The organism is Blastococcus sp. SYSU DS0510, from assembly GCF_054050835.1.
The window spans coordinates 33,452-53,492 of record NZ_JBJHAC010000017.1; the positions used below are offsets into that span (position 1 = coordinate 33,452).

At 71.1% G+C, this 20,041-nt stretch carries 15 protein-coding genes and 3 pseudogenes; 12 read left to right on the forward strand and 6 right to left on the reverse strand.

The features are described 5' to 3' along the window. Positions 1 to 55: 55 nt before the first annotated feature. Positions 56 to 1,321 (reverse strand): annotated as a pseudogene (locus ACI79P_RS14585) (IS256 family transposase). 554 nt (positions 1,322 to 1,875) lie between these two features. Here ACI79P_RS14585 and ACI79P_RS14590 point away from each other — a divergent pair. After that, on the forward strand, positions 1,876 to 2,169 hold the full coding sequence (locus ACI79P_RS14590) for a DUF1330 domain-containing protein (RefSeq protein ID WP_456581769.1): 294 nt from the start codon (positions 1,876 to 1,878) through the stop codon (positions 2,167 to 2,169). Positions 2,170 to 2,666: 497 nt separating this feature from the next. Here ACI79P_RS14590 and ACI79P_RS14595 read toward each other — a convergent pair whose 3' ends face one another. Further along, a complete protein-coding gene (locus tag ACI79P_RS14595; RefSeq protein WP_456581770.1) occupies positions 2,667 to 3,050 on the reverse strand; it encodes a MerR family transcriptional regulator in 384 nt (127 codons plus the stop codon). A gap of 48 nt (positions 3,051 to 3,098) precedes the next feature. Between ACI79P_RS14595 and ACI79P_RS14600 the strand changes: the two are divergent. Next, positions 3,099 to 3,917, forward strand: a pseudogene (locus tag ACI79P_RS14600) (MFS transporter); the annotation flags it as partial. A gap of 634 nt (positions 3,918 to 4,551) precedes the next feature. Here the strand turns inward: ACI79P_RS14600 and ACI79P_RS14605 are convergent. Beyond that, positions 4,552 to 5,223, reverse strand: a complete 672-nt coding sequence (locus ACI79P_RS14605; RefSeq protein ID WP_456581771.1) for an aminotransferase class IV — start codon at positions 5,221 to 5,223, stop codon at positions 4,552 to 4,554. 214 nt (positions 5,224 to 5,437) lie between these two features. Between ACI79P_RS14605 and ACI79P_RS14610 the strand changes: the two are divergent. Continuing rightward, a pseudogene (locus ACI79P_RS14610) lies at positions 5,438 to 5,728 on the forward strand (MerR family transcriptional regulator); the annotation flags it as partial. 147 nt (positions 5,729 to 5,875) lie between these two features. Here the strand turns inward: ACI79P_RS14610 and ACI79P_RS14615 are convergent. Next, entirely contained in the window at positions 5,876 to 6,295 is a 420-nt protein-coding gene (locus tag ACI79P_RS14615; RefSeq protein WP_456581772.1) for an RrF2 family transcriptional regulator, read from the reverse strand. Between ACI79P_RS14615 and ACI79P_RS14620 the strand changes: the two genes are divergently transcribed. The 9 genes from ACI79P_RS14620 (at position 6,221) to ACI79P_RS14660 (ending at position 16,830) form a co-directional block, all read left to right on the forward strand. After that, on the forward strand, positions 6,221 to 6,964 hold the full coding sequence (locus ACI79P_RS14620; RefSeq protein ID WP_456581773.1) for an SDR family oxidoreductase: 744 nt from the start codon (positions 6,221 to 6,223) through the stop codon (positions 6,962 to 6,964). The genes ACI79P_RS14615 and ACI79P_RS14620 overlap by 75 nt on opposite strands. A gap of 316 nt (positions 6,965 to 7,280) precedes the next feature. Continuing rightward, entirely contained in the window at positions 7,281 to 8,219 is a 939-nt protein-coding gene (locus ACI79P_RS14625; RefSeq protein WP_456581774.1) for a hypothetical protein, read from the forward strand. 14 nt (positions 8,220 to 8,233) lie between these two features. After that, a complete protein-coding gene (locus ACI79P_RS14630; RefSeq protein ID WP_456581775.1) occupies positions 8,234 to 8,503 on the forward strand; it encodes a helix-turn-helix domain-containing protein in 270 nt (89 codons plus the stop codon). Positions 8,504 to 8,874: 371 nt separating this feature from the next. Beyond that, entirely contained in the window at positions 8,875 to 9,429 is a 555-nt protein-coding gene (locus ACI79P_RS14635) for an SgcJ/EcaC family oxidoreductase (RefSeq protein WP_456581776.1), read from the forward strand. Positions 9,430 to 9,856: 427 nt separating this feature from the next. Continuing rightward, positions 9,857 to 10,483, forward strand: coding sequence for a LysE family translocator (locus ACI79P_RS14640; protein ID WP_456581834.1), 627 nt, complete (start codon positions 9,857 to 9,859; stop codon positions 10,481 to 10,483). Positions 10,484 to 10,899: 416 nt separating this feature from the next. Continuing rightward, positions 10,900 to 12,012, forward strand: coding sequence for a CapA family protein (locus ACI79P_RS14645; RefSeq protein WP_456581777.1), 1,113 nt, complete (start codon positions 10,900 to 10,902; stop codon positions 12,010 to 12,012). A gap of 1,787 nt (positions 12,013 to 13,799) precedes the next feature. Next, positions 13,800 to 14,786 (forward strand): M48 family metalloprotease, encoded by a 987-nt coding sequence (locus tag ACI79P_RS14650; protein WP_456581778.1) that lies wholly within the window; start codon positions 13,800 to 13,802, stop codon positions 14,784 to 14,786. A 117-nt stretch (positions 14,787 to 14,903) separates the two neighbouring features. Continuing rightward, on the forward strand, positions 14,904 to 15,521 hold the full coding sequence (locus ACI79P_RS14655; RefSeq protein ID WP_456581779.1) for a hypothetical protein: 618 nt from the start codon (positions 14,904 to 14,906) through the stop codon (positions 15,519 to 15,521). A gap of 94 nt (positions 15,522 to 15,615) precedes the next feature. Further along, positions 15,616 to 16,830 carry a calcium:proton antiporter gene (locus ACI79P_RS14660; protein ID WP_456581780.1) on the forward strand — a complete coding sequence of 405 codons (1,215 nt, stop codon included), beginning with the start codon at positions 15,616 to 15,618 and terminating at the stop codon, positions 16,828 to 16,830. A gap of 113 nt (positions 16,831 to 16,943) precedes the next feature. Here ACI79P_RS14660 and trxA read toward each other — a convergent pair whose 3' ends face one another. Together trxA and clpB are read right to left on the reverse strand one after the other, a co-directional pair. Next, positions 16,944 to 17,393, reverse strand: a complete 450-nt coding sequence (gene trxA, locus ACI79P_RS14665; RefSeq protein ID WP_456581781.1) for a thioredoxin — start codon at positions 17,391 to 17,393, stop codon at positions 16,944 to 16,946. Positions 17,394 to 17,404: 11 nt separating this feature from the next. After that, positions 17,405 to 20,041 (reverse strand): ATP-dependent chaperone ClpB, encoded by a 2,637-nt coding sequence (clpB, locus tag ACI79P_RS14670; protein ID WP_456581782.1) that lies wholly within the window; start codon positions 20,039 to 20,041, stop codon positions 17,405 to 17,407.

Here is a 20,041-nt window from a genome sequence, read left to right on the forward strand (position 1 = left end):
CGTCCCGCCCGGTGGTGTAGCTCGGTCCGGCTCGCGGGGTCTTCTACGGGTTGGACTATGACGCGACCAGTGCCGGCTGCGCCACCTCCTCGGTCGAGTTGTCACGCTGCTTGCCTGGCTGCGGACCGGGCTGGCCCGGGTCGGGTGAGCAGGGCCATGGAGCCCTCGGAGAGGTAGCGGCGGTCGGAGACCTGCCATTCGTCGTGCGTCTCGACCAGCACCGCGCCGGCCAGCCGCAGCAGCGATGCGGGATTCGGGAAGACACCGACGACGTCGGTGCGGCGCTTGATCTCCTTGTTCAGCCGTTCCAGCGGGTTGGTCGACCAGACCTTCTTCCAGTGACTGAGCGGGAAGTCGGTGAAGGCCAGCAGGTCGTCCTGGGCCTCGCGCAGCAGGGCCTCAACCTGCGGGAACTGGCGGCCCAGCATGCTGGCGATGACGTCGAGCTGGGAGTGCACGTGTTCGGCGTCGGGCTGGGCGAAGACGGTGCGAATGGCGGCGGCGACCATCTCGGCGTTGCCGCGGGGCACCCGGGCGAGCACGTTGCGCATGAAGTGGACCCGGCACCGTTGCCAGGCCGCGCCGAGCAGCACCGCGCCGATCGCGGCTTGAGCCCGGCGTGGGCATCGGAGATGACCAGCTGGGTGCCGGCCAGTCCGCGGGCCTTCAGCGAGCGCAGAAAGGCGGTCCAGAAGGCGCCGTCCTCGCTGTCGCCGACGGCGAAGCCGAGCACCTCCCGATGGCCGTCGGCGGCCACGCCGGTGGCGATCACGACCGCCTGGGAGACCACCCGCCGGTTGACCCGCGCCTTGCAGTAGGTGGCGTCCAAGAAGACGTAGGGAAACGCGATCTCGGCCAGCGAGCGGTCGCGGAAGGCGGCCACCTCCTCATCGAGGTCGGCGCAGATGCGGGAGACCTCGGACTTGGAGATGCCGGTGTCGGCGCCCAGTGCCTTGACCAGGTCGTCGACCTTCCGCGTCGAGACGCCGTGCAGGTAGGCCTCCATCACCACCGCGAACAGCGCCTGGTCGATCCGCCGGCGGCGCTCCAGCAGCGAGGGAAAGAACGACCCGACCCGCAGCTTCGGGATCCGCAGCTCCAGATCTCCGGCCGTGGTGGTCAGCGTCCGCGACCGGCGACCGTTGCGCTGGGCGGTGCGGGCGTCGGTGCGCTCGTGCGGGCCGGCGCCGATCGTGGCGGTCAGCTCCGCTTCGATCAGCGCCTGATACAGCGTCTCGGTCGCCGACCGGATGCGGTCATCGACGTCGGCGAGCTTGAGCGCCTCGAGAAGTTCGAGCAGGGCAGACTGGTTCAGGGCCATCGCGTGGCCTTTCTCTTCGACGTGATCCTTGGCGGGTTCACGCAGAAGATCCACGCGGTGGCCCCTCGCACGCCAGCACCACGCCGACGAGCTCAGAGCCACCGACCAGCTACACAACTTCCTGGGACGTCACCCCCGGTGCAGCCGGGGCATGTCTCCGCCTAGTCCTCACGTCACCGCCTACACCCACTCCCGCCACGGCTCAGCTGGCAACAGCATCTCGGAGGGGGTCCGCTCGGTCGCCGTCGAAAGAGCAGGAGGGGGTCACGTCGGTACGTCGGGGCCGCCATCGGTGCCGTAGATGACCAGCTCCACACCGGTGTCCTCGGCCGACCTGGCAAATCTCTGATCGTCGCGCGCGTGGCGGGCAGGCCGCCGAGCCGCACTGGCAGCAACGCCTCGGAAATCGGCAGGTCTGCCCCTGTCGCCCGACAAGGTCCGCACAGAGGGTTCAGCCGTGGCCGTCAATCTGACGGCCCCGACCCGCCTCGCCCCTGCGTTCCCCGACGTCTTCGACAGGTGCAGCACCTGAGCGGCACCGAGAAGGGACACCCTTGACCAAGGCGTACTGGATCAACACGTTCCGCGCGATCAACAGCCCTGCAAAACTCGCCGCCTACGTCGACCTCGCCGGCCCTGCGATGCTCGCCGGCGGCGGGCGGTTCCTAGCGCGAGGCACCCCGGCCGCGGCCTTCGAATCGGGAGTGCTGGAACGGACCACATTGATCGAGTTCAACACTGTCGAGCAGGCCGTGGCGGCGTATCGCAGCGACGCCTACCAGCGCGCGCTCGCGGCTCTTGACGACGGTGCCGAGCGGGATATCCGGATAATCCAATCCGCCTCTTGATCTTGCTAAGGCTGAACCCGGCATAGCTGCCGGTCCTCCCGGTCCGGCCGAGGGATCCGCGCCGCCTCGGCGGTCGCCGTATCGGGTCGGACCCCACCGTCGATCTCGGCCTCGGCCACCCAGTTGCGCAACGCCACGGGATTGCCCCGAACTGCTCATCGACCAGGGCCAGAGCGCCGGCGCTGGTGGCGGACCATACCCCGGACTCCCCCGTCATCCGCGTCGCCCGGCTCACGCAACGGGCATGCCCGTCGCCGACAGTGGGACCGGCACTCGTTCCGCCGTCGAGGAACCACTGCACGCTGCCACGCACGCGGCTCCTGACGGATACCCCGGGACCGACGTGGACCGCGCACACCACAGCGGTCATAGCGCGCCGATGGGCCACGCCGGCCAAGGAGGTCACGGCAACCATGGGATGGGACACGGCGGCGGCGACCACGTGGCGATGTTCCGCCGGCTGTTCTGGCTGATGCCCCGCCGGTGCGCGCGCGAGCTCAGCGGCCGGCGCCGTCGAGCAGGTCGCGGTGCTCGGTCGTGGCCAGGAATGCCCGGATGGTCTCCCGGCTGCGGCTGAGGCACCCGATCCGGTCGTCGAGCTCCGCCAGCTCGGCGGCGAGCTTCTCGGCCACCCCCCGTGAGCAGACCGCGGCCATCTCGGGGGCCCGGATGCCCTCCAGGTCGAGGATCGCGCGCACCAGCCGAGTGGGCACCCCGAACCTGACCAGCAGCGCCACTCGCTCGACGCGGGCGACCGCCTCTTCGCCATAGCTGCGATACCCGTTGTCCGACCGCTCCGCCTCCAGCAGACCCTGCTGTTCGTAGTAGCGCAGCAGGCGCGGAGCCACACCGGTCCGGCGGGCGAGCTCACCGATCTTCACGCTTCACCCCTTGACATTGACATCAATGTGAGACTTTAGCGTCGCGGCATGGACCGCAACTCCCGTCCCTCGCCGCGCCCGCGCACCCGACCCGCGGCCGTTCCGCCCGAGTCCCCCGGCGCCTCGTGGGCGGGCCTGCTCGCTCTGGCCGCCACCACGTTCGTCGTCGTCTCCGGCGAGATGCTGCCCACCGCCGTCCTCCCCCGGCTCGCTGCCGGCCTCGGCGTCGAGGTGGCCTCGGCCGGCCTGCTCGTCTCGGCCTGGGCGGCAACGGTGGTGGTGGTGAGCTTCCCGCTGGCCCGGCTCACCGCCCGATTCCCGCGCCGGCGTGTCATCGCGGGGGGCCTGCTGGTCGTGTCGGCCGCCACGCTGGTCACCGCGGCGGCCGACGCGTTCACCGTCGCGGCCCTCTCCCGCATCGTCGGCGCAGCCGCCACCGGCGTGCTGTGGGCGACGGTCAACGCCCAGGTCGCCGACATGGTGCCCGAGCACCGGCTCGGGCGGGCCACCGCGGTCGTCCTGACCGGCGGCACCCTCGGCACGGTGCTCGCGATCCCGGCGGCGGCCGCCGTGGCCGGCGCCTGGGGGTGGCGCGTGCCGTTCGTCGCCCTGGCCGCCCTCGGTCTCCTGGTCGCCGCGGCGGTCCTGGCCGCCGTCCCCACCACGGCACGCCGGGCGGCGCCGAGGGGAGGTACGGCCCGGCCGGAGGCGCCGCCGATGCGCCCGGTCGTCCTCCTCGGCGCGCTGGGCGGCGTGCTGCTGGCCGCCCACTTCACGGCGTTCACGTTCATCACCGAACTGCTCGACGGTCCGGCCGGCGGCATCCCCACCTCGGGGCTGCTCCTGGTCTTCGGGGTCACGAGCGTGGCGGGCGTCGCCGCGGCCGGCTGGGCCGGCGACCGGTTCCCCCGCGGCACCGTCGTCGGGGTGGGGGCACTGCTGTCCGCCAGCCTCGCCGCGGTGGCCGTCCTCGGCGTCCACCCCGTCCTCGACGTCCTCCTCATCGGCGTCTGGGGCATCGCCACCGGCGCCGTCGGGCCCGCGGTGCAGACCCGGATGATGCGTGCGGCCGGCGTCGCGCACCGGGACACCGCCGGGGCGCTGGTCCCCGTCGTCTTCAACCTCGGCATCGCGGTGGGCGCCGCGCTGGGCAGCGCCGTCGTCGCCGGGGCGGGGGTCGCGCTACTCCCGGCGCCGGCCACGGCGCTGGCGCTGGCGGCGACGCTCGGGCTTTCGCTAGCCGTCAGCGTCCTCCGGCTGCACCGCCACCCCGCCGCCGGTCCGGCCCGGGACGCCGGCAGCCTCCGTCGGTCGTCGCCGCACTGGCCCCGGAGCTGTGCTCCCGCACCACCGGATGACCGGTGCGGCCGCCGGTCGAGGGATCACGGGGAGACGGGTGGTTCCGCACCGAACGCGGAGTGCAGGAGTTCGACGAACTCGGGCGCATCGGGTAGCGACGCACCACCGATCCGGTGGACCGGCACCGCCGGTGTCCACGAGTTCATGACCACGGCTCCTGACAGCGTCCCGACGTCCGACCGTCGGATGGGTCCTCGCACTGCGGAATGCCACGGTTCGCCAGCTGACGCCGAAGAGCCTGCATGGTCGTGCCGATCAGCATGTCGGCAACCGGCCAGATCACCGTGGTCCCGTTCCAGAAGGCCAGGTTCCAGATGGTCGCCTCGCTGAGCCGGCCCTGCCGATCGACGAAGACGGCGTCGTGGTAGCCCCGATCAACGGCCCGTCGCAGGAACCAGGTCTTGGCGACCTCACCGACGTGCTTGACGTGCGGCAGGCCCCGCTCGTGCTCGACGACGTCCAGCGCCAACGGCCCCACCGGCCCCGATGCCGGAGGACCCGTGCGCACGAGCAGGTCCACGCCGCCGCCGTCGCCTCCGACGGTGAACTCGCCGTCGCTCGTGAAGGCCGTCGCAGTGAGCGAGACGTCCCTCGGACCGGCGAGCACCGCCGCACGCACGAGCGCTCGGACCCGCTCCACGTCCAGTGCCCGGCCGAACATCACCGCGGTCGCCGTACGCAGTCGCTCCAGATGCAGGTCGAGTGCACGGATGCGCCCGTCACGCACCTGCATGGCCGTGAAGTGCGCATACCCGGAGAAGGCGACGGGCGCGAGATCATCCGCGGTCGCCGGCTCGCCGTTGAGGTGGCACACGTAGGTCGCGCGCGGTCCTGCTCGGGCACCGACGCCCCGGCTTCACCGGTCGCAGTGGCTTCGGACGATTTGCTAGCTTCCATGACGCCCAGCGAAGACGTTGACATCGTGTGAGGGTCAAGCCACGACCGGGGAGAAGCGGGTGCGCATCGGTGAGCTGGCCCGGCGCAGCGGGGTGCCGCCGAGGCTTCTGCGGTACTAGGAGGAGCAAGGGCTCCTGGCTGCCGGGCGGAGTTCGAACGGCTACCGCGAGTACGACGAGCAAGCCGTGACGACCGTCCGCCGGATCAGGGCGCTGCTGGACGCCGGGCTCTCCACAGCGGTGATCCGCCAGGTGCTGCCGTGCACCCGCGGCGACGGCTCGACGTTCGACTGGTGCGCCGACCTGCGCGAGGCACTGCAGCACGAGCTCGACGACCTCGACGCCCGGGTACAGGACCTGCGGCGCCGTCGGGGCCTCCTCACCACCTACATCCAGGGCTCCGCGCCAGAGCTCGTTCCCTGACCCGCTGGACGGGCCCGTCCCCGTCCACCGCCCGCGGCCGAACACGGCGGCGACCCGGGAGAGGTCCCTCAGGCGTCCGGGCCTCACCGCCGGCTCGGAGCCGACACCCCGGAGATCGGCTCGGGCCCGGAGCGGGCGAACCGGCGGTCACGAACCGCGCCGCATGCGCTCCCGGGTTCGCGCCGGCGCGTAGTCCCGCAGCGAGGCGACGATGTCGGCGAGGCTGACGGACGCGAGGCTCTGCCGCCACGCGGCGTGGGCCTCGGCCATCTTGACCGCGAGGATGCAGGCGCGGGCGCTCCTCGGGAGGTAGGGCGCCGCGCCCGCGTCGGCGGATCTCCCGGCAGACGTACGGGAGACCGCTCCGTCGACGGCCTCGACGACGTCAAGCAAGCTGACCTCCTCCGCCGGTCTTGCCAGCTCGAACCCGCCACGAGGGCCGGTGCTGGCGCGCAGGACGCCGTGCCGACTCGACCGAGCGAGGGAGGAACCATGCGAGTCGCGGTTGCCGGCGCCACGGGCAACATCGGCGCCAGGATCGTGCGAGTGCTGGAGGACGCAGGCCACGAGGCCCTCCGCGTCAGTCGGTCGTCCGGGGTCGATCTCCTCACCGGCGAGGGCCTCGACGACGCCCTGATCGGGGTACAGGCCGTCGTGGACGTCACCAACTGCGCGACCACCGACGTGGACGAAGCGCTCGCCTGCTTCGGCACCGCCACCCGCAACCTCCTGGCGGCCGAGGATCGCGCCGGCGTGCGCCACCACGTGCTGCTCTCGATCGCCGGCCTCCACCGCGTCCAGGCGAACGCCCACTACGCAGGCAATCGCCTCCAGGAGCGCCTCGTGGAGGAAGGTCCCGTGCCCTGGACGATCGTGCCCGCGACCCAGTTCCACGACTTCCCGGCCATGGTCGCCGGCTGGACCGAGCAGGACGGGGTGGCCACCGTGGCACCGCTCCTGCTGCAACCCGTCGCGCCCGACGACGTTGCCGGCATCCTCGTCGAGCTCGCGGTCGGGGAGCCGAAGGGCCGTTACGTCGACGTCGCCGGACCCGAACCACAGGACCTGGTCGACATGGTCCGCCGTACCCACGAGGCGCTGGGCCGTCAGGTGAAGCTCCTCCCCAGCTGGTCGACGGTCTTCGGCCCGGAGATGGCCGGCGAGCTGCTCCTCCCTGCGGACGGCGCCCGCATCGCACCCACGACCTTCGACGACTGGCTCGCCGCACAGCGGTGATCACGCCAGTCCCGACCACGACGATCGCACGGCGGCATCGGCCCGATCCGCCCACCCCCGTCTGGTCGTCAGATCGCGCCCGCACCGTGGTCGAGCACCTCGGCAGGTAACCGGAGGCCGAACATGTATTCGCGCGCTCAGCGCATCGCCCTGTGCGTGGTCGTGACCGCGGTCGCGCCGTACATGACGCTGAAGATCCTGTGGCTCACCGGCAGCACGGTCGGAGTAGAGCTGTGCGGGCGCAGCGGAGCTCCACAGCACCCGCGTCATCGTCGGCAACGTCGTCACGCTGCTGCTCGAGCTCGCGGCTGTGGGCTTGGCGATCGCGCTGATCCGCCCGTGGGGCCGGCGCGTTCCCGGGTGGGTCGTGGTGGTGCTCGCGGGTGGAGCGACCGGCCTGCTGGCTCCGATCCTCGTCGGGCTTCCCCTAGGCGGAGCGCTCCAGCTGGTGGGGACGGGCGCGCTGCACACCCACGGGATGGACCACCTGAGCCCGTGGGTTTTCGCGCTGACGTACGGCGGATTCGGCCTGCTCGTCATCGGCATCGCAGTCCTCGCCTGGTGTTTCGCACTCGAACGGTGGGGACGTCTGCTCAGCGCTCCCCCGCCGCGTCCACGAGGCCGGGCCATCGCCGTCGGCGCCCTGAGCATGGTGGCCTTCGGAATGGCCATGACCTACTGGGGCCTGTTCGGCCCCGGGGAGAGCGGCCCCCGAGCCATGGATGCCCTCCCCCAGCGCACCGTCCTCGTCGTCACCGGAGTGCTCGCGCTGGTCGGGTGGGCGGTTCCTCTCGTGGCGCCGCGAGGTCTCCGGCCGCGCACCGCGTGGGTGCTCACGTGGCTGGGGTGCACGACCGCCGCGTTGCAGGCCCCGACCCAGGTGCTGCTGGCCAACCAGGGCGATCCAAGCCCAGCCATCATCGTGCTGGCGCTCCTAACGCCCGCCGGGAGCGTGGCCTACGGACTCTCCCTCCCTGCGCCAACGGATCGCGGAGAACGGTCCCACGACGGGCCTCTGGACAAGAGCCCCCTGACACGGCCGGGGCGGGGAAACGTCGATGGCCAAGGGGTCACGCCCCGAAGTGCTCCGCCACCGCCGGCGTGCCCTGCGGCGACGCGAGCGCGCTCGCCACGGCGCGTCCTCGACCTGGCGGCACTGCACCTCGCCGGCGAGGAGCCGGCGTTCTGGCGGCGGGCCCATGCGGCGCGGAGAAGCCGCGAGTCGTTCACCGGCCACCATGCGGTGGCACGGTAGGACAGAGTGGCCCCGTGTTGCGGCGAGAGCTGATCGGACGAGTCTTGCGTCGAGTGCGTCACGAACAGGGCAAGACGCTTCGAGAGGTCGCTGACGCTGCCGGAGTGTCGGTCGGGCACCTCTCGGAAGTCGAGCGCGGCCGCAAGGAGCCCTCGTCGGAGGTCCTCGCGGCCATCTGCCTCGGCCTGGCTCTGTCCGAGCTCCTCGGGGCCATGCTCCGGGAGTTGGCCAGCCGCCGCCCGCGGCTGGAGGCGCTCTGCCGCGACCTCGAACTGGCTGCCTGAGGATCGAGAAATCCTCTTGGGGCCCTTCAACGTCGACCGACAAGGTGCGTGGCAATCCCTGCAGCACCTGGCCGGCCTCGGCGTCGAGGCCGCTTGCTTCGGCCATGGTCAGCCGGTGATCGGCTCGGCATCGTCGGCGTTACGCCAGGCCACCGATCCGTTGGCCCAGTAGGGCGGTTGTCCTGAATCACGCGCTTGACCAGATGGGTGCACGTTGACGACCAGGGCTCCCATCCTCGACCAGATCGACCCCCGCCCCACCGCAGACAGCGGATCACGGTCGCCGCCCATTCGTGAGTCAACTGATTCACCACCCACGTCATGGTCTATCGGCTCGACCTCGAACGAACCTCAATTGGAAGGCTCCGGACATGACCAGAGATGAGAACACCGTCCAGCACGGCCCCCACGACGAAGCGACAGAGCTAGAGGCGATTCGGGACCTGGTCGCCACCGCCCAGCGCCTCCAGGAGCAGGAACTCGTCGATGAATTCGTCTCACTTTTCCGAGCCGACGCGATCTGGACCACCGGGCATGGCAAGCGCCTGTTCGGTCGGGACGCGATCGCCGAGTTCACCGCCACCGTGCTGCCGGGCTCGAGCGCGCACGGCCGAGCGACATACGACGTCCAGCACGTCTTGTTCATTCGACCGGACGTCGCGGCAGTCAAGGTTCACCAGCGCTACTTCGACCTCAACGGCGATCTCGAGACCGAAGGGACACCGATGTACGTGATGACCAAGGAGCACGGGCGCTGGCTTCTCACGGCCAACCAGAACACGCCGGTGGTCAAGGCCTGGCTTTCGCCTCGGCAGTCAAGGCGAGTAGCGGGCAGGGGCCATCAGGCCGGGTGCCTCTGCGTCCGACCGAGGGGTGCAGTGCGGTCTTCGGGCCGGGCGGTGAGGCAAGGTTCGGCATGGAGATGACTCGCGTCCGTGGGCACTCTGAGCTTGGGCTTCCAGTTCGAGAAGGGGTCCTGGTGGGCTGAACTAGCAACTACTGCCCGGAGTATCGGAAACCCGGTGTGGAGCTGGTCCGTGCGGCCAGGGGCACCACCGCTGCGCGACGGCCTCAGGCGGTGACTCCGGGTGGTAGAAGCGTCGCGGGAATCTGGCAGATGCCGAACGGCGAGTGGCAGGAATGTCCCTGGCCGGAGCCGGCGACCGTGCCCGAGCATCCCTCGGGTGACCGATCCCGTCACCGGTGGCGACGACTCACTGAGCACCTGTCCGAGGGGGAGACGCCCCGCGGGTCGGCACCGCGTCGTCCTCGGGCCCGAGGCTCCGGCGGGTGCCGCACCCGCCGGAGGCCGGTGGATGCGCCGCGCACCGGATGATCGCGGACGGCGGCGCGATGCCTGACCCCGCGATTCTCCCCGCATTCTTGGGAGCGGTGCTCGTCATCTGTCTCGCGCCGGGACCGGACCTGGCGTTCGTCATGGCCACGGGGCTTCGGCACGGACCTCGAGGAGGATTGCTGGCGGCACTCGGCATGTCGGTGGGCATGCTCGTGCACACGGTGGCCGCCGCCATGGGACTGGCCGTGATGTTCGAGCGGTACCCGCACGCGCTCCGCACGGTGCAGTTGCTCGGCGCCTGCTACCTGCTCCACCTCGCGGTCCAGGCCGTTCGGCCGACAGCGCCGGACAGCTCGGGCCCCGAGCCCCTGCCGGAGGCGGGGCATCTCCTGCGGCGGGCAGCCGTCACCAACCTGGCCAACCCGAAGATCGTCCTCTTCTTCGCGGCGTTCCTTCCGCAGTTCACCACGGCGGGGCGACCGCTTGCCTCGCAACTGCTGGTGCTCGGACTGCTCTTCCTGCTCGTCGGGCTGACGATCGATGGCCTCGTCGGCCTGGGCGCCGGCCGGCTGCGAACGGCGCTCGCGCCCAACGGAGCCGCCGCCACCGCGCTCAACCGGGCGGCGGCCTGCGTCTACGCCGTGCTGGCCGGGCTGCTGCTCTACGAGGTGCTCTGCGAATGAGGTTCGCGGAGCGGCACCGAACCTTCGAGGCGGCGATACCCGCCCGGGCCGGTCGGGCCGACGAGGCGAGCACCGCCGGCTTCGCACCATCCGCCGGGGCGGTCGAACGCCATGCCCTGCGGCCCGCCGTCGCGGAGGGCGGCCCTGAACTCGACCGCCCGACTCTCACGGGGGGCTCGGCGAGCGGCTGCAACCAGCCAACGACCGGACCGCCCACATCCGCGGCGGAACGTCCGTACCGCCCCTCGAAAGGACAGGCCTCCAGCACCGTGACCACCGTGCGCCGGCCCACACGCGCCCACCGTCGTCCAACTCCGGACCTCGGATCGGAGGGCACCCGTACGCCGGACCGGTCGCCACCGGGATTGTGCCGGCGCGGACGGGCTGTTCGCCAGGCGGTGCACAGGACGGCAGCCGTGCTCCTCGTCCTGGTGTCGACCGCCTGCGAAGCAAACGACCGCGGGACCGCGGGACCGGAGGCTGCCTCTACGCCGTCGGCGAGTACCTCGGCGCCGACCGGGCGGGAACACCCCGGGTGCCCCCTCCTCCACGGACAGGCCGACGCCGGCACCGCGGAAGACGTGCGGATCGTGGCGGTCGGCGACGTGGTCATGGGGGCAGTGCCGCGACTCCCCTCGGACGGCGGACGCGGCCTGTTTGCCGCGGTGAAGGATCTGCTGGTCGTCGATGTCGTCCTCGCCAACCTGGACCAGGCACTGACGGACGCGACGGTGTCATCGAAGTGCGGGCCAGGCCGCGCCGACTGCTTCGCCTTCCGCACGCCGCCGGCCTACGCACAGGTGCTCGCCGACGCCGGATTCACCGTCGTCAACCTGGCGAACAACCACACCCGTGACTTCGGCGAGCGAGGGCTGACCGACACCAGGGAGGCCCTCATCGCGGCCGGCGTCAGTTACACCGGCATGCCGGGGCAGATCACGTACCGGGAGGTGGACGGCGTCCGGGTGGCCATCATCGGCTTCGCGCCCTACTGGTGGGCGCAGAGCCTGCTCGACATCGAAGCCGCCGAGCAGCTCGTACGGGAGGGCGACGCGAAAGCTGACCTGGTCATCGTCACGATCCACGCCGGCGCGGAGGGCGCCGGCCACCAGCACACCCGCCCCGGCACCGAGACGTTCCTCGACGAGGACCGCGGGAACCCGATCGCGTTCTCCCACGCGGTGATCGACGCCGGGGCCGACGTCGTCCTCGGTGCGGGACCGTACGTGTTGCGCGGTATGGAGTGGCACAACGGTCGCCTCATCGCCTACAGCCTCGGCAACTTCCTCGGCTATCGCTCGCTCTCCCACGACGGCCCACTGGGCGTGGGAATTGTGCTGTCGATCGAGCTGAACCGCGACGGCCGCTGGGTCGGGGGCCGGCTGCTGCCCAGTCGCATGGTCGGACCGGGGATACCCGATCACGACCAACAGTCGATCGACCTGGTGCGCGCCCTGTCGGGCCACGATTTCGGCGGGTGCGGCGTGCGGAACGCCGAAGACGGTCGGCTGGAGGACCCGACCTGCTGACGGCGACGGCGACGGCGACGGTACTCATCATCGGCTGCCGCCACCAGCTCACCGTCAGGTTCCTCGAAGCCCTGCGGTGCAGCATCGTCCACGTCGATGCGTTGCCGCTGCACCACCGCTCCCTGCTCGTCCGCCATCAGGGTTCACCCGCTCATGAGCGCGACGAACTGTCGGGTCACCCTGTCATCGGGACATATCGGTCGGGGCTCCCCCGATGCCCGTCCCGAACCACTGGGCGTCGAGGAGCACGACCTAGCTCGAGCTCCAGCCCCTTCCCCAGTGACGGGCTCAGCGACTGCACCGGCGGCGTCTCCGGGGTCGCCGGGTCGCCGATGACACAGGCGATCCCCTCGCATGCGCGCCCAGCCACTCGTCGACCATCCGGCGCCGCGAAGACACGCACCCCTGCACGACCGGAACCCCGGTGCTGCGCACCGACGTCGGCACGTTGGCGTCCGGCAGCACGGCACGGATCACCGGCTCGGCCTCCGCCATGACCTCCGCCGGCGTCCGGTAGTTCACGGTCGACGACAGCCGGCGCACCTCCAGCAGCCCGACCCGCCGGCGCGCATGGCGGACAGACCGCCGAGCTGCACTGGCAGCAATCCCCCGAAACTCGGCAGGTCTGCCCCTTACGCCCGACCGGGTCCGTGCGGAGGGTTCAGCCATGGCCATCGACCTGATGGGCGCGCCCCCTTCGTTAGCGCTGATCGCCACAGCGACTGCCATCCCCTGGAGAAGCGACGGGTGCGGGGGCGGCTCACAACTCGCGGCAAGGTCTGGCGCTCTTCACCGCGACGACCACGCTCGCTGGAGTCCTTCCGTCAGCCACCAGCCCGCTCCCTGGTCAGGTCCGGTGGAGGCTTGTCATGACGTATGTCCCCTGGAAGACCGTCGCCGTCATCGAGGGTTCGCCCCTCATCATGGCCTCGGAGTTCCGCCTCACTTCGTTCAGATACGTCCCAGGTTTCCTCATGGATTCGCTGCGCATTCGTCGCCAGGCGCTCAGGGCGCAGGGCGCTCTCGGAGTAGCACTCGAGGCACGCCCCTTGATCGAACCTTCAGGACCTTGTCAGCGTGGCGCGACCGTACAGCCCTGAACGTCTTCGTCCGCAGCGAGCCCCACCGGTCCTCCATGGCAGGGCACCGTCGGGCGATGGCGAGCTCGCGCTTCGTCTTCTGGACGACCGACGGACTACCGGTGACGTGGTCGGAGGCGATTCGGCGGCTCAGGGAGTCCGACTCACCGAGCTGATGGTCGTCCGCCGGGTCTTGCCCCAGGCTCTCGAACGACCAGGTGGCGCACGGGACGACAACAGCTTGTCGGAGACACGGGTCGGCACGTCAGTTTCGGTGGGTCCCCCATTACTGGGGTCGAGGGCCCGCCCCCTTCAACACGTGGTCTCGTCAACGAGTCGGGCAGGTCGGAATGCCGACTACCTCCCCTGGTTCTCGCGGCGGTGCTCCTCCGTCAGGTCGTGAGACGCGTCTGCGGGGTTGCCGATCCGCGGCCTGGACAAACCGTGAGAACTGCGGCTCGAGATGGCCGGCCCCGTGGGCCTCGAAGCCCCCACCGTTGCTCGCTGCCGCGTTTCACAGTCGCACATAGGACAACTCGTCGAGAAGCGGAGCACCCGCGCGGAGCCATTCTCCGGATTGGTCGCGGCGGCCGCCTGCAGACAACGGCACAGGAACAAGGCAATCACCTCCGGCGTCTTCAACTGTGCAGCGAGCGCACCGCTCAGGGCGCACAGCTGCGTGGGTTCTCACCGTGAGAGGAGGCATCGATGGCCACAGCACTCCGCGACTCCACGCGCTACTCGGAGTTCGCCCCGACGACGACGTGGCAGCGGGGGGCGCATTCGGGTGGTCGGCCCACGTCCGCATCACCGTCTCCCCATCGGTCGTACTTCTCGACCGCGCGCGCCGGCTGGAACGGCGTCAAGACCGCCGTGCTGCTGGGTGCGCTGGGCGGGTTGCTGGTCATGCTCGGCTCGCAGTTCGGCGAGGTCGGCACGGTGCTCGGATTGGTCGCCGGCCTGGCGGCGGTAGGCGGCTCCTACTGGTTCTCCGATCGGCTGGCGCTGGCGGCCGCGCGGGCGGTCCCTGTGAGTGATCGCGAGCTGCCGGCCTATCACCGCATCGTGCGTGAACTGGCTGCCGAGGCCGGCCTGCCGATGCCGAGGTTGTACGTGACGCCGGACCGCCAGCCCAACGCCTTCGCCACCGGACGCAACCCGCGGCATGCAGCGGTCGCCGTCACCCGAGGTCTGCTGGATCTGTTGACCCCGCGCGAGCTGAAGGCGGTGCTGGCGCACGAGCTGGCGCACGTCGGTAACCGCGACATCCTGCTGACGTCGGTGGCCGCCGCGCTGGCGACCGGGGTCAGCTTCCTGGCGAACGTGATCGGGTGGCTGCCATTCTTCGGCTCCTCCGACGACGAGGAGGATCCCGGACCGCTGGCCATGCTGGTGACCGCCCTGGTCGCGCCGATCGCCGCGGCGCTGCTGCAGCTGGCGCTGTCGCGCAGCCGGGAGTACGAGGCCGACCGCACGGGCGCGGCGTTGCTGGGCGACGGGCAGGCGCTGGCCGGCGCCCTGGCCAAGATCGACCATGCGGCCCGCTCCGTGCCGATGCCGGTGGAGCCGTCCCAGGCCTCCAAGTACCTGGTGAACCCGCTCCGCGGCAACGGGCGGTCGCTCTCGGTGCTGTTCATGACCCATCCCCCGGTCGCGGACCGCATCGCCCGACTGATCGGCGCCCGGGCCGCGTGAGCTGACCGGGCCGACAGCTCTCGAGCGGGAACAGCACCAGCCCGGCGTCACACCGACCGTGACGCCGGTTCCGCGCTCGCGACCTTTCCTGTCCACAGCCGGAAGGGGTGATCGAACATGGGCAGGACCCTCCGAAAGGTCGTCCTCGCACTCTTTCTGTCATCGACGATGCTGGTGAGCGCGTGCAGCGCCGGTCAGGTGACGCAGACTGCGACACAGCAGCGGGACAAGACCGGTGGCTTCGGCACTGTGGGAGATGTGACCATTCGCGCCGCGAAACTGGCCTATCCGCCGGAGGGCATCTATCGACCCGGCGACCAGGCGGAACTGTCGATGGCGATCGTCAACAGCGGTCAGGAGGACGACGAACTGCTGGCCGTCGCCGGCGACTTCTTCACCGGCGTCACCGTCACCGGAACACCCTCCGCCACCGAGACTGCTCCGGCGGTCCCCTCCGAGACGGTGCTCGCGGCGCAGCGCGTGGAGGCCGAGCCGGTCAGCGCGCCGTCGACAGATGCGACCGGCGAGGTGCGCATCCCAGTTCTGGCCGACGAGGCGGTGTACGTGGGCATGGGCGGCCCGTCCGTGGTGCTGACCGGGCTCACGGAGGCAATCGATGCGGCGCAGTCGAAGGATGTGACCCTCACCTTCGCCCGAGCCGGTCAGGTCACCGTCCGGGCCATCGTGGCGCCCGCGCCCGAGCCACTGCCCCGCGAACCGGTCATCGGCTTCTGACGCGCAGCCGGCAGCGCGCGACCGGGGCGATCCGAGCCGCGAGCCGCGCGGTCGTCTGCGAGCCCGCAACCACGCCACGAGGGGAGGACCCAAGGTGCGCCGCAGCGCGACACCACCACATGCCGTCACCGTCCGGCCCCCGGCCACCGGTCCCCCGGGCAGCGACCCGGTCACTCCCCCGGCGGCGAGCCTGGCCGCCCGGCTGACCCGTTGGGCGACCGTCGTCGTTCCGCTGCTGGCCGTCGGCGTGCTGGCGATGGTCTGGGGGCGGCCGCAGCTGCCGCCCCTTGCGGGAGTCGCGGTCGCCTGCCTGCTGGCGGGCTCGGTGCTGGCTGCCGTGCACCACGCCGAGACGGTCGCCCTGCGCGTTGGTGAGCCGTTCGGTTCGCTCATCCTGGCCGTGGCGGTGACGGTCATCGAGGTCGGGCTGATCGTGACGGTGATGCTCTCCGGCGGACCGGGGACCGAGTCCCTGGCCCGCGACACCGTCTTCGCCGCGGTGATGATCACCTGCAACGGGATCGTCGGTCTGGCCCTGCTGATCGGTGCGTTGCGGCACGGGGTGGCCAGGTTCAACGCCGAAGGCACCGGCGCCGCGCTGGCCACCGTCCTCACCCTGGCCGCGCTGTGCCTGGTGCTGCCGACGTTCACCGTCAGTGCCCCGGGCCCGACCTACACCTCAGCCCAGTTGGTCTTCGCCGCCGTCGTGTCCCTGGCGCTGTACGCGCTGTTCGTGTTCGTGCAGAACATCCGTCATCGCGACTACTTCCTGCCGCCCCGCGGCGACGACCCCGAGAAGCACCTCAGCCTTCACCGGCGGACTCCGGGCGGCGAGCACGCCACGCCGCCGTCGACCGGATGGGCGCTCCTGAGCCTGGTGCTGCTCGTGGCGGCGCTGATCGGCGTGGTGGGGCTGGCGAAGGTGGAGTCGAAGACCATCGAGGACGCCGTGACCGGCGCGGGGCTGCCGGCGTCGTTCGTCGGCGTCATCATCGCCGTGCTCGTGCTCCTGCCAGAGACCCTGGCAGCGGTGCGCAACGCCCTCCGCGACCGCGTGCAGATCAGCCTGAACCTGGCGCTGGGTTCAGCCATGGCGAGCATCGGGTTGACGATCCCGACCATCGCCGTTGCGTCTTTCTGGCTGCCCGGGCCGTTGCTGCTCGGGCTGGGGCCGCTGCAGATCGCACTGCTGGTGCTCACCGCGGCCGTCGGCATCCTGACCGTCATGCCGGGACGGTCGACCCTGCTGCAGGCCGCCGTCCACCTGGTGCTGTGCGTCGCCTTCGTCTTCCTCGCCGCGAACCCCTGAGCTCAGCCGCCGACGGAGCCGATCACCACCGCAACCTCGCTGCTGCCGCCCTCGGGGCGAGGGGCACCGACCACGGGTGCCACGGCTCCGGTCGCCGGTGGTGGCGCGAAGTCTCACCGGCCGGGGCGGCCCGCCTCCGACAGTGCCTCCTCCACCCACCTCTGCAGCGCCGGTGCAGGTGCCGCGCCGGCTTGGCGGCTGATGACCCGGCCGTGGTCGAGCAGCATGAGGGTGGGTACGGCCTGCACGGTGAACCGTCGCGCGGTCTGCGGGGCGGCGTCGATGTTGACCTTGACCAGCTTGATCCGGCCGGCGAACCTGCGGGCCAGCTCCTCCAGGGCGGGGCTGACCATCCGGCAGGGGCCGCACCACGGGGCCCACAGGTCCAGCAGCACCGGCAACGGGGCGCGATCGGCGACGGCAGCCAGGTCTGCGTCACCGGCATCGACGATCCACGGCAACGGTGCCCGGCACTGCCCGCACCGGGGGGTGCCCGACGCATCGGCGGGCACCCGGTTGCGACGGCCGCACGCCGGGCAGGCCACGACGGTGGGTGAGGTCATCTCGGCCCTCCTCAGGCGACAGCCCGCTCGTCACCGGTGGTGTTCTCCCACCGGACGACGAGTTGCCCGTCGGTGGCGTCGACGCGGATGGTGGCCCCGTCGAGGACGTCCCCGGTCAGCAGCGCACGGCCGATGCGGGTCTCGACCTCCCGGGCGATGAACCGGCGCAGCGGCCGGGCACCGTAGACGGGGTCGAAACCCTGACCGGCGATGAACCGACGGGCGTCCTCGGTCAGTTCCAGGCGCATCTGGCGCTCGGCCAGCCGAGCCCGCAGGTCACCGGCCATGAGCTCGACGATGGTCTCGATCTCGGCCAGGGTCAGCGGCTTGAACAGCACGATGTCGTCGACCCGGTTGAGGAACTCCGGCCGGAAGTGCCCCCGCAGCTCGGCCATCACCGCTTCCCGGGCCTCGGGCTTGATCTCCCCGCCGCCGGTGACGCCGTCCAGCAGGTACTGCGACCCGATGTTCGACGTCATGATCACCACGGTGTTGCGGAAGTCGACGGTGCGGCCCTGCGCGTCGGTGAGCCGGCCGTCGTCGAGGACCTGCAGCAGCGTGTTGAAGACGTCGGCGTGGGCCTTCTCGATCTCATCGAAGAGCACGACCGAGTAGGGCTTGCGCCGCACCGCCTCGGTGAGCTGACCGCCCTCCTCGTAGCCGACGTAGCCCGGTGGGGCGCCGACCAGCCGGGAGACGGTGTGCCGCTCCTGGTACTCGCTCATGTCCAGCCGCACCACGTTGTCCGGGGTGTCGAAGAGCGCCGCGGCCAGGGTGCGGGCCAGCTCGGTCTTCCCGACACCGGTGGGGCCGAGGAAGATGAACGACCCGATCGGCCGGCGCGGGTCCTTGATCCCGGAGCGGGCGCGGATGATGGCGTCGGCGACCAGCTGCACCGCCTCGTCCTGCCCGACCACTCGTTCGTGCAGGATCTCGTCGAGGCGCAGCAGCTTGTCCCGCTCCCCCTCGGTCAGCCGGGACACCGGGATGCCGGTCCAGCGCGAGACGATGTTGGCGATCTCGGTCTCGGTGACCACCTCGCGCAGCAGCCGCTGACCGCCCTGCTTGGCCGCGAGCTGCTCCTCCTCCGCGGCCAGCCGCCGCTCCAGCTCCGGCAGCCGCCCGTGCCGCAGCTCGGCAGCCCGGTTCAGGTCGTAGGAGCGCTCGGCCGCCTCGGCGTCCACCCGAACCTGCTCGAGCTCCTCGCGCAGCGCCTGCACCTTGCGCAGCGCGTGCCGTTCGGCCTCCCACTGAGCGTGCATGGCGTCGGCCTCGGCGCGCAGGTCGGCCAGTTCGCGGCGCAGCTCCTCCAGCCGCTTCGCGCTCGCCGGGTCGCTCTCCTTGGCCAGTGCGGCCTCCTCGATCTCCAGCCGCCGCACGCGCCGGGTGAGCTCGTCCAGTTCGGCGGGCATGGAGTCGATCTCGGTGCGCAGCATCGCGCACGACTCGTCCACCAGGTCGATGGCCTTGTCGGGCAGGAACCGGTCGGAGATGTAGCGGTGGGACAGGGTGACCGCGGCGACGAGCGCAGCGTCCTGGATCTTCACGCCGTGGAAAATCTCCAACCGTTCCCGCAGCCCGCGCAGGATGGAGACGGCGTCCTCGATCGTGGGCTCATCGACGACGACCGGCTGGAACCGACGCTCCAGCGCGGCGTCCTTCTCCACGTGCTTGCGGTACTCGTCCAGCGTGGTCGCGCCGATCATGTGCAGCTCGCCGCGGGCCAGCATCGGCTTGAGCATGTTGCCGGCGTCCATCGCGCCCTCGGCCGCGCCGGCGCCGACGACGGTGTGCATCTCGTCGACGAACAGCAGGATGCGCCCTTCGGCGGCGCGCACCTCGCTGAGCACGGCCTTGAGCCGCTCCTCGAACTCGCCGCGGTACTTCGCACCGGCGACCAGCGACCCCATGTCGAGGGCGAAGATCGTCTTGTCGCGCAGGCCCTCGGGGACGTCGCCGCGGGTGATCCGCTGGGCCAGGCCCTCGACGATGGCGGTCTTGCCGACGCCGGGATCGCCGATGAGCACCGGGTTGTTCTTGGTCTTGCGGGACAGGATCTGCACCACCCGGCGGATCTCGGTGTCCCGGCCGATGACCGGGTCGAGCTTTCCGGCGGCGGCCTCGGCGACCAGGTCGCGGCCGTACTTGGACAGGGCCTCGTAGGCGACCTCGGGCATCGCGGAGGTGACCCGCTGGTTGCCGCGGATGTCGCCGAGCGCGGACAGGAACGTGTCCCGGGTCAGGCCGGCCGAGCGCAGCAGCCGTCCGGCGGCGGTGGCGCTGCCCTCCTCGAGCAGCGCGATCACCAGGTGCTCGACCGAGACGTACTCGTCCTTGAGCCGCTGGGCCTCCCGCTCGGCGGTGTCGAACAACCGGGACAGCCGCTGGGTCACGTGCACCTGGCCGGGTGCGGCTCCCGGTCCGGTCACCCGGGGCCGGCGGCCGAGTTCAGCCTCCACGTCGACGCGAACCCGGTCGGGATCGGCGCCCGCCTGGGACAGCAGCCGCGGCGTCAGGCCTTCGGGCTGGTCGAGCAGCGCGAGCAGCAGGTGCTCGCCGTCGACCTCCGTGTGGCCGAACCGCAGCGCCTTGGTCTGCGCGTCGTGGAGGGCCTCCTGGGACTTCTGGGTCAGTCGGTTGAGGTCCAC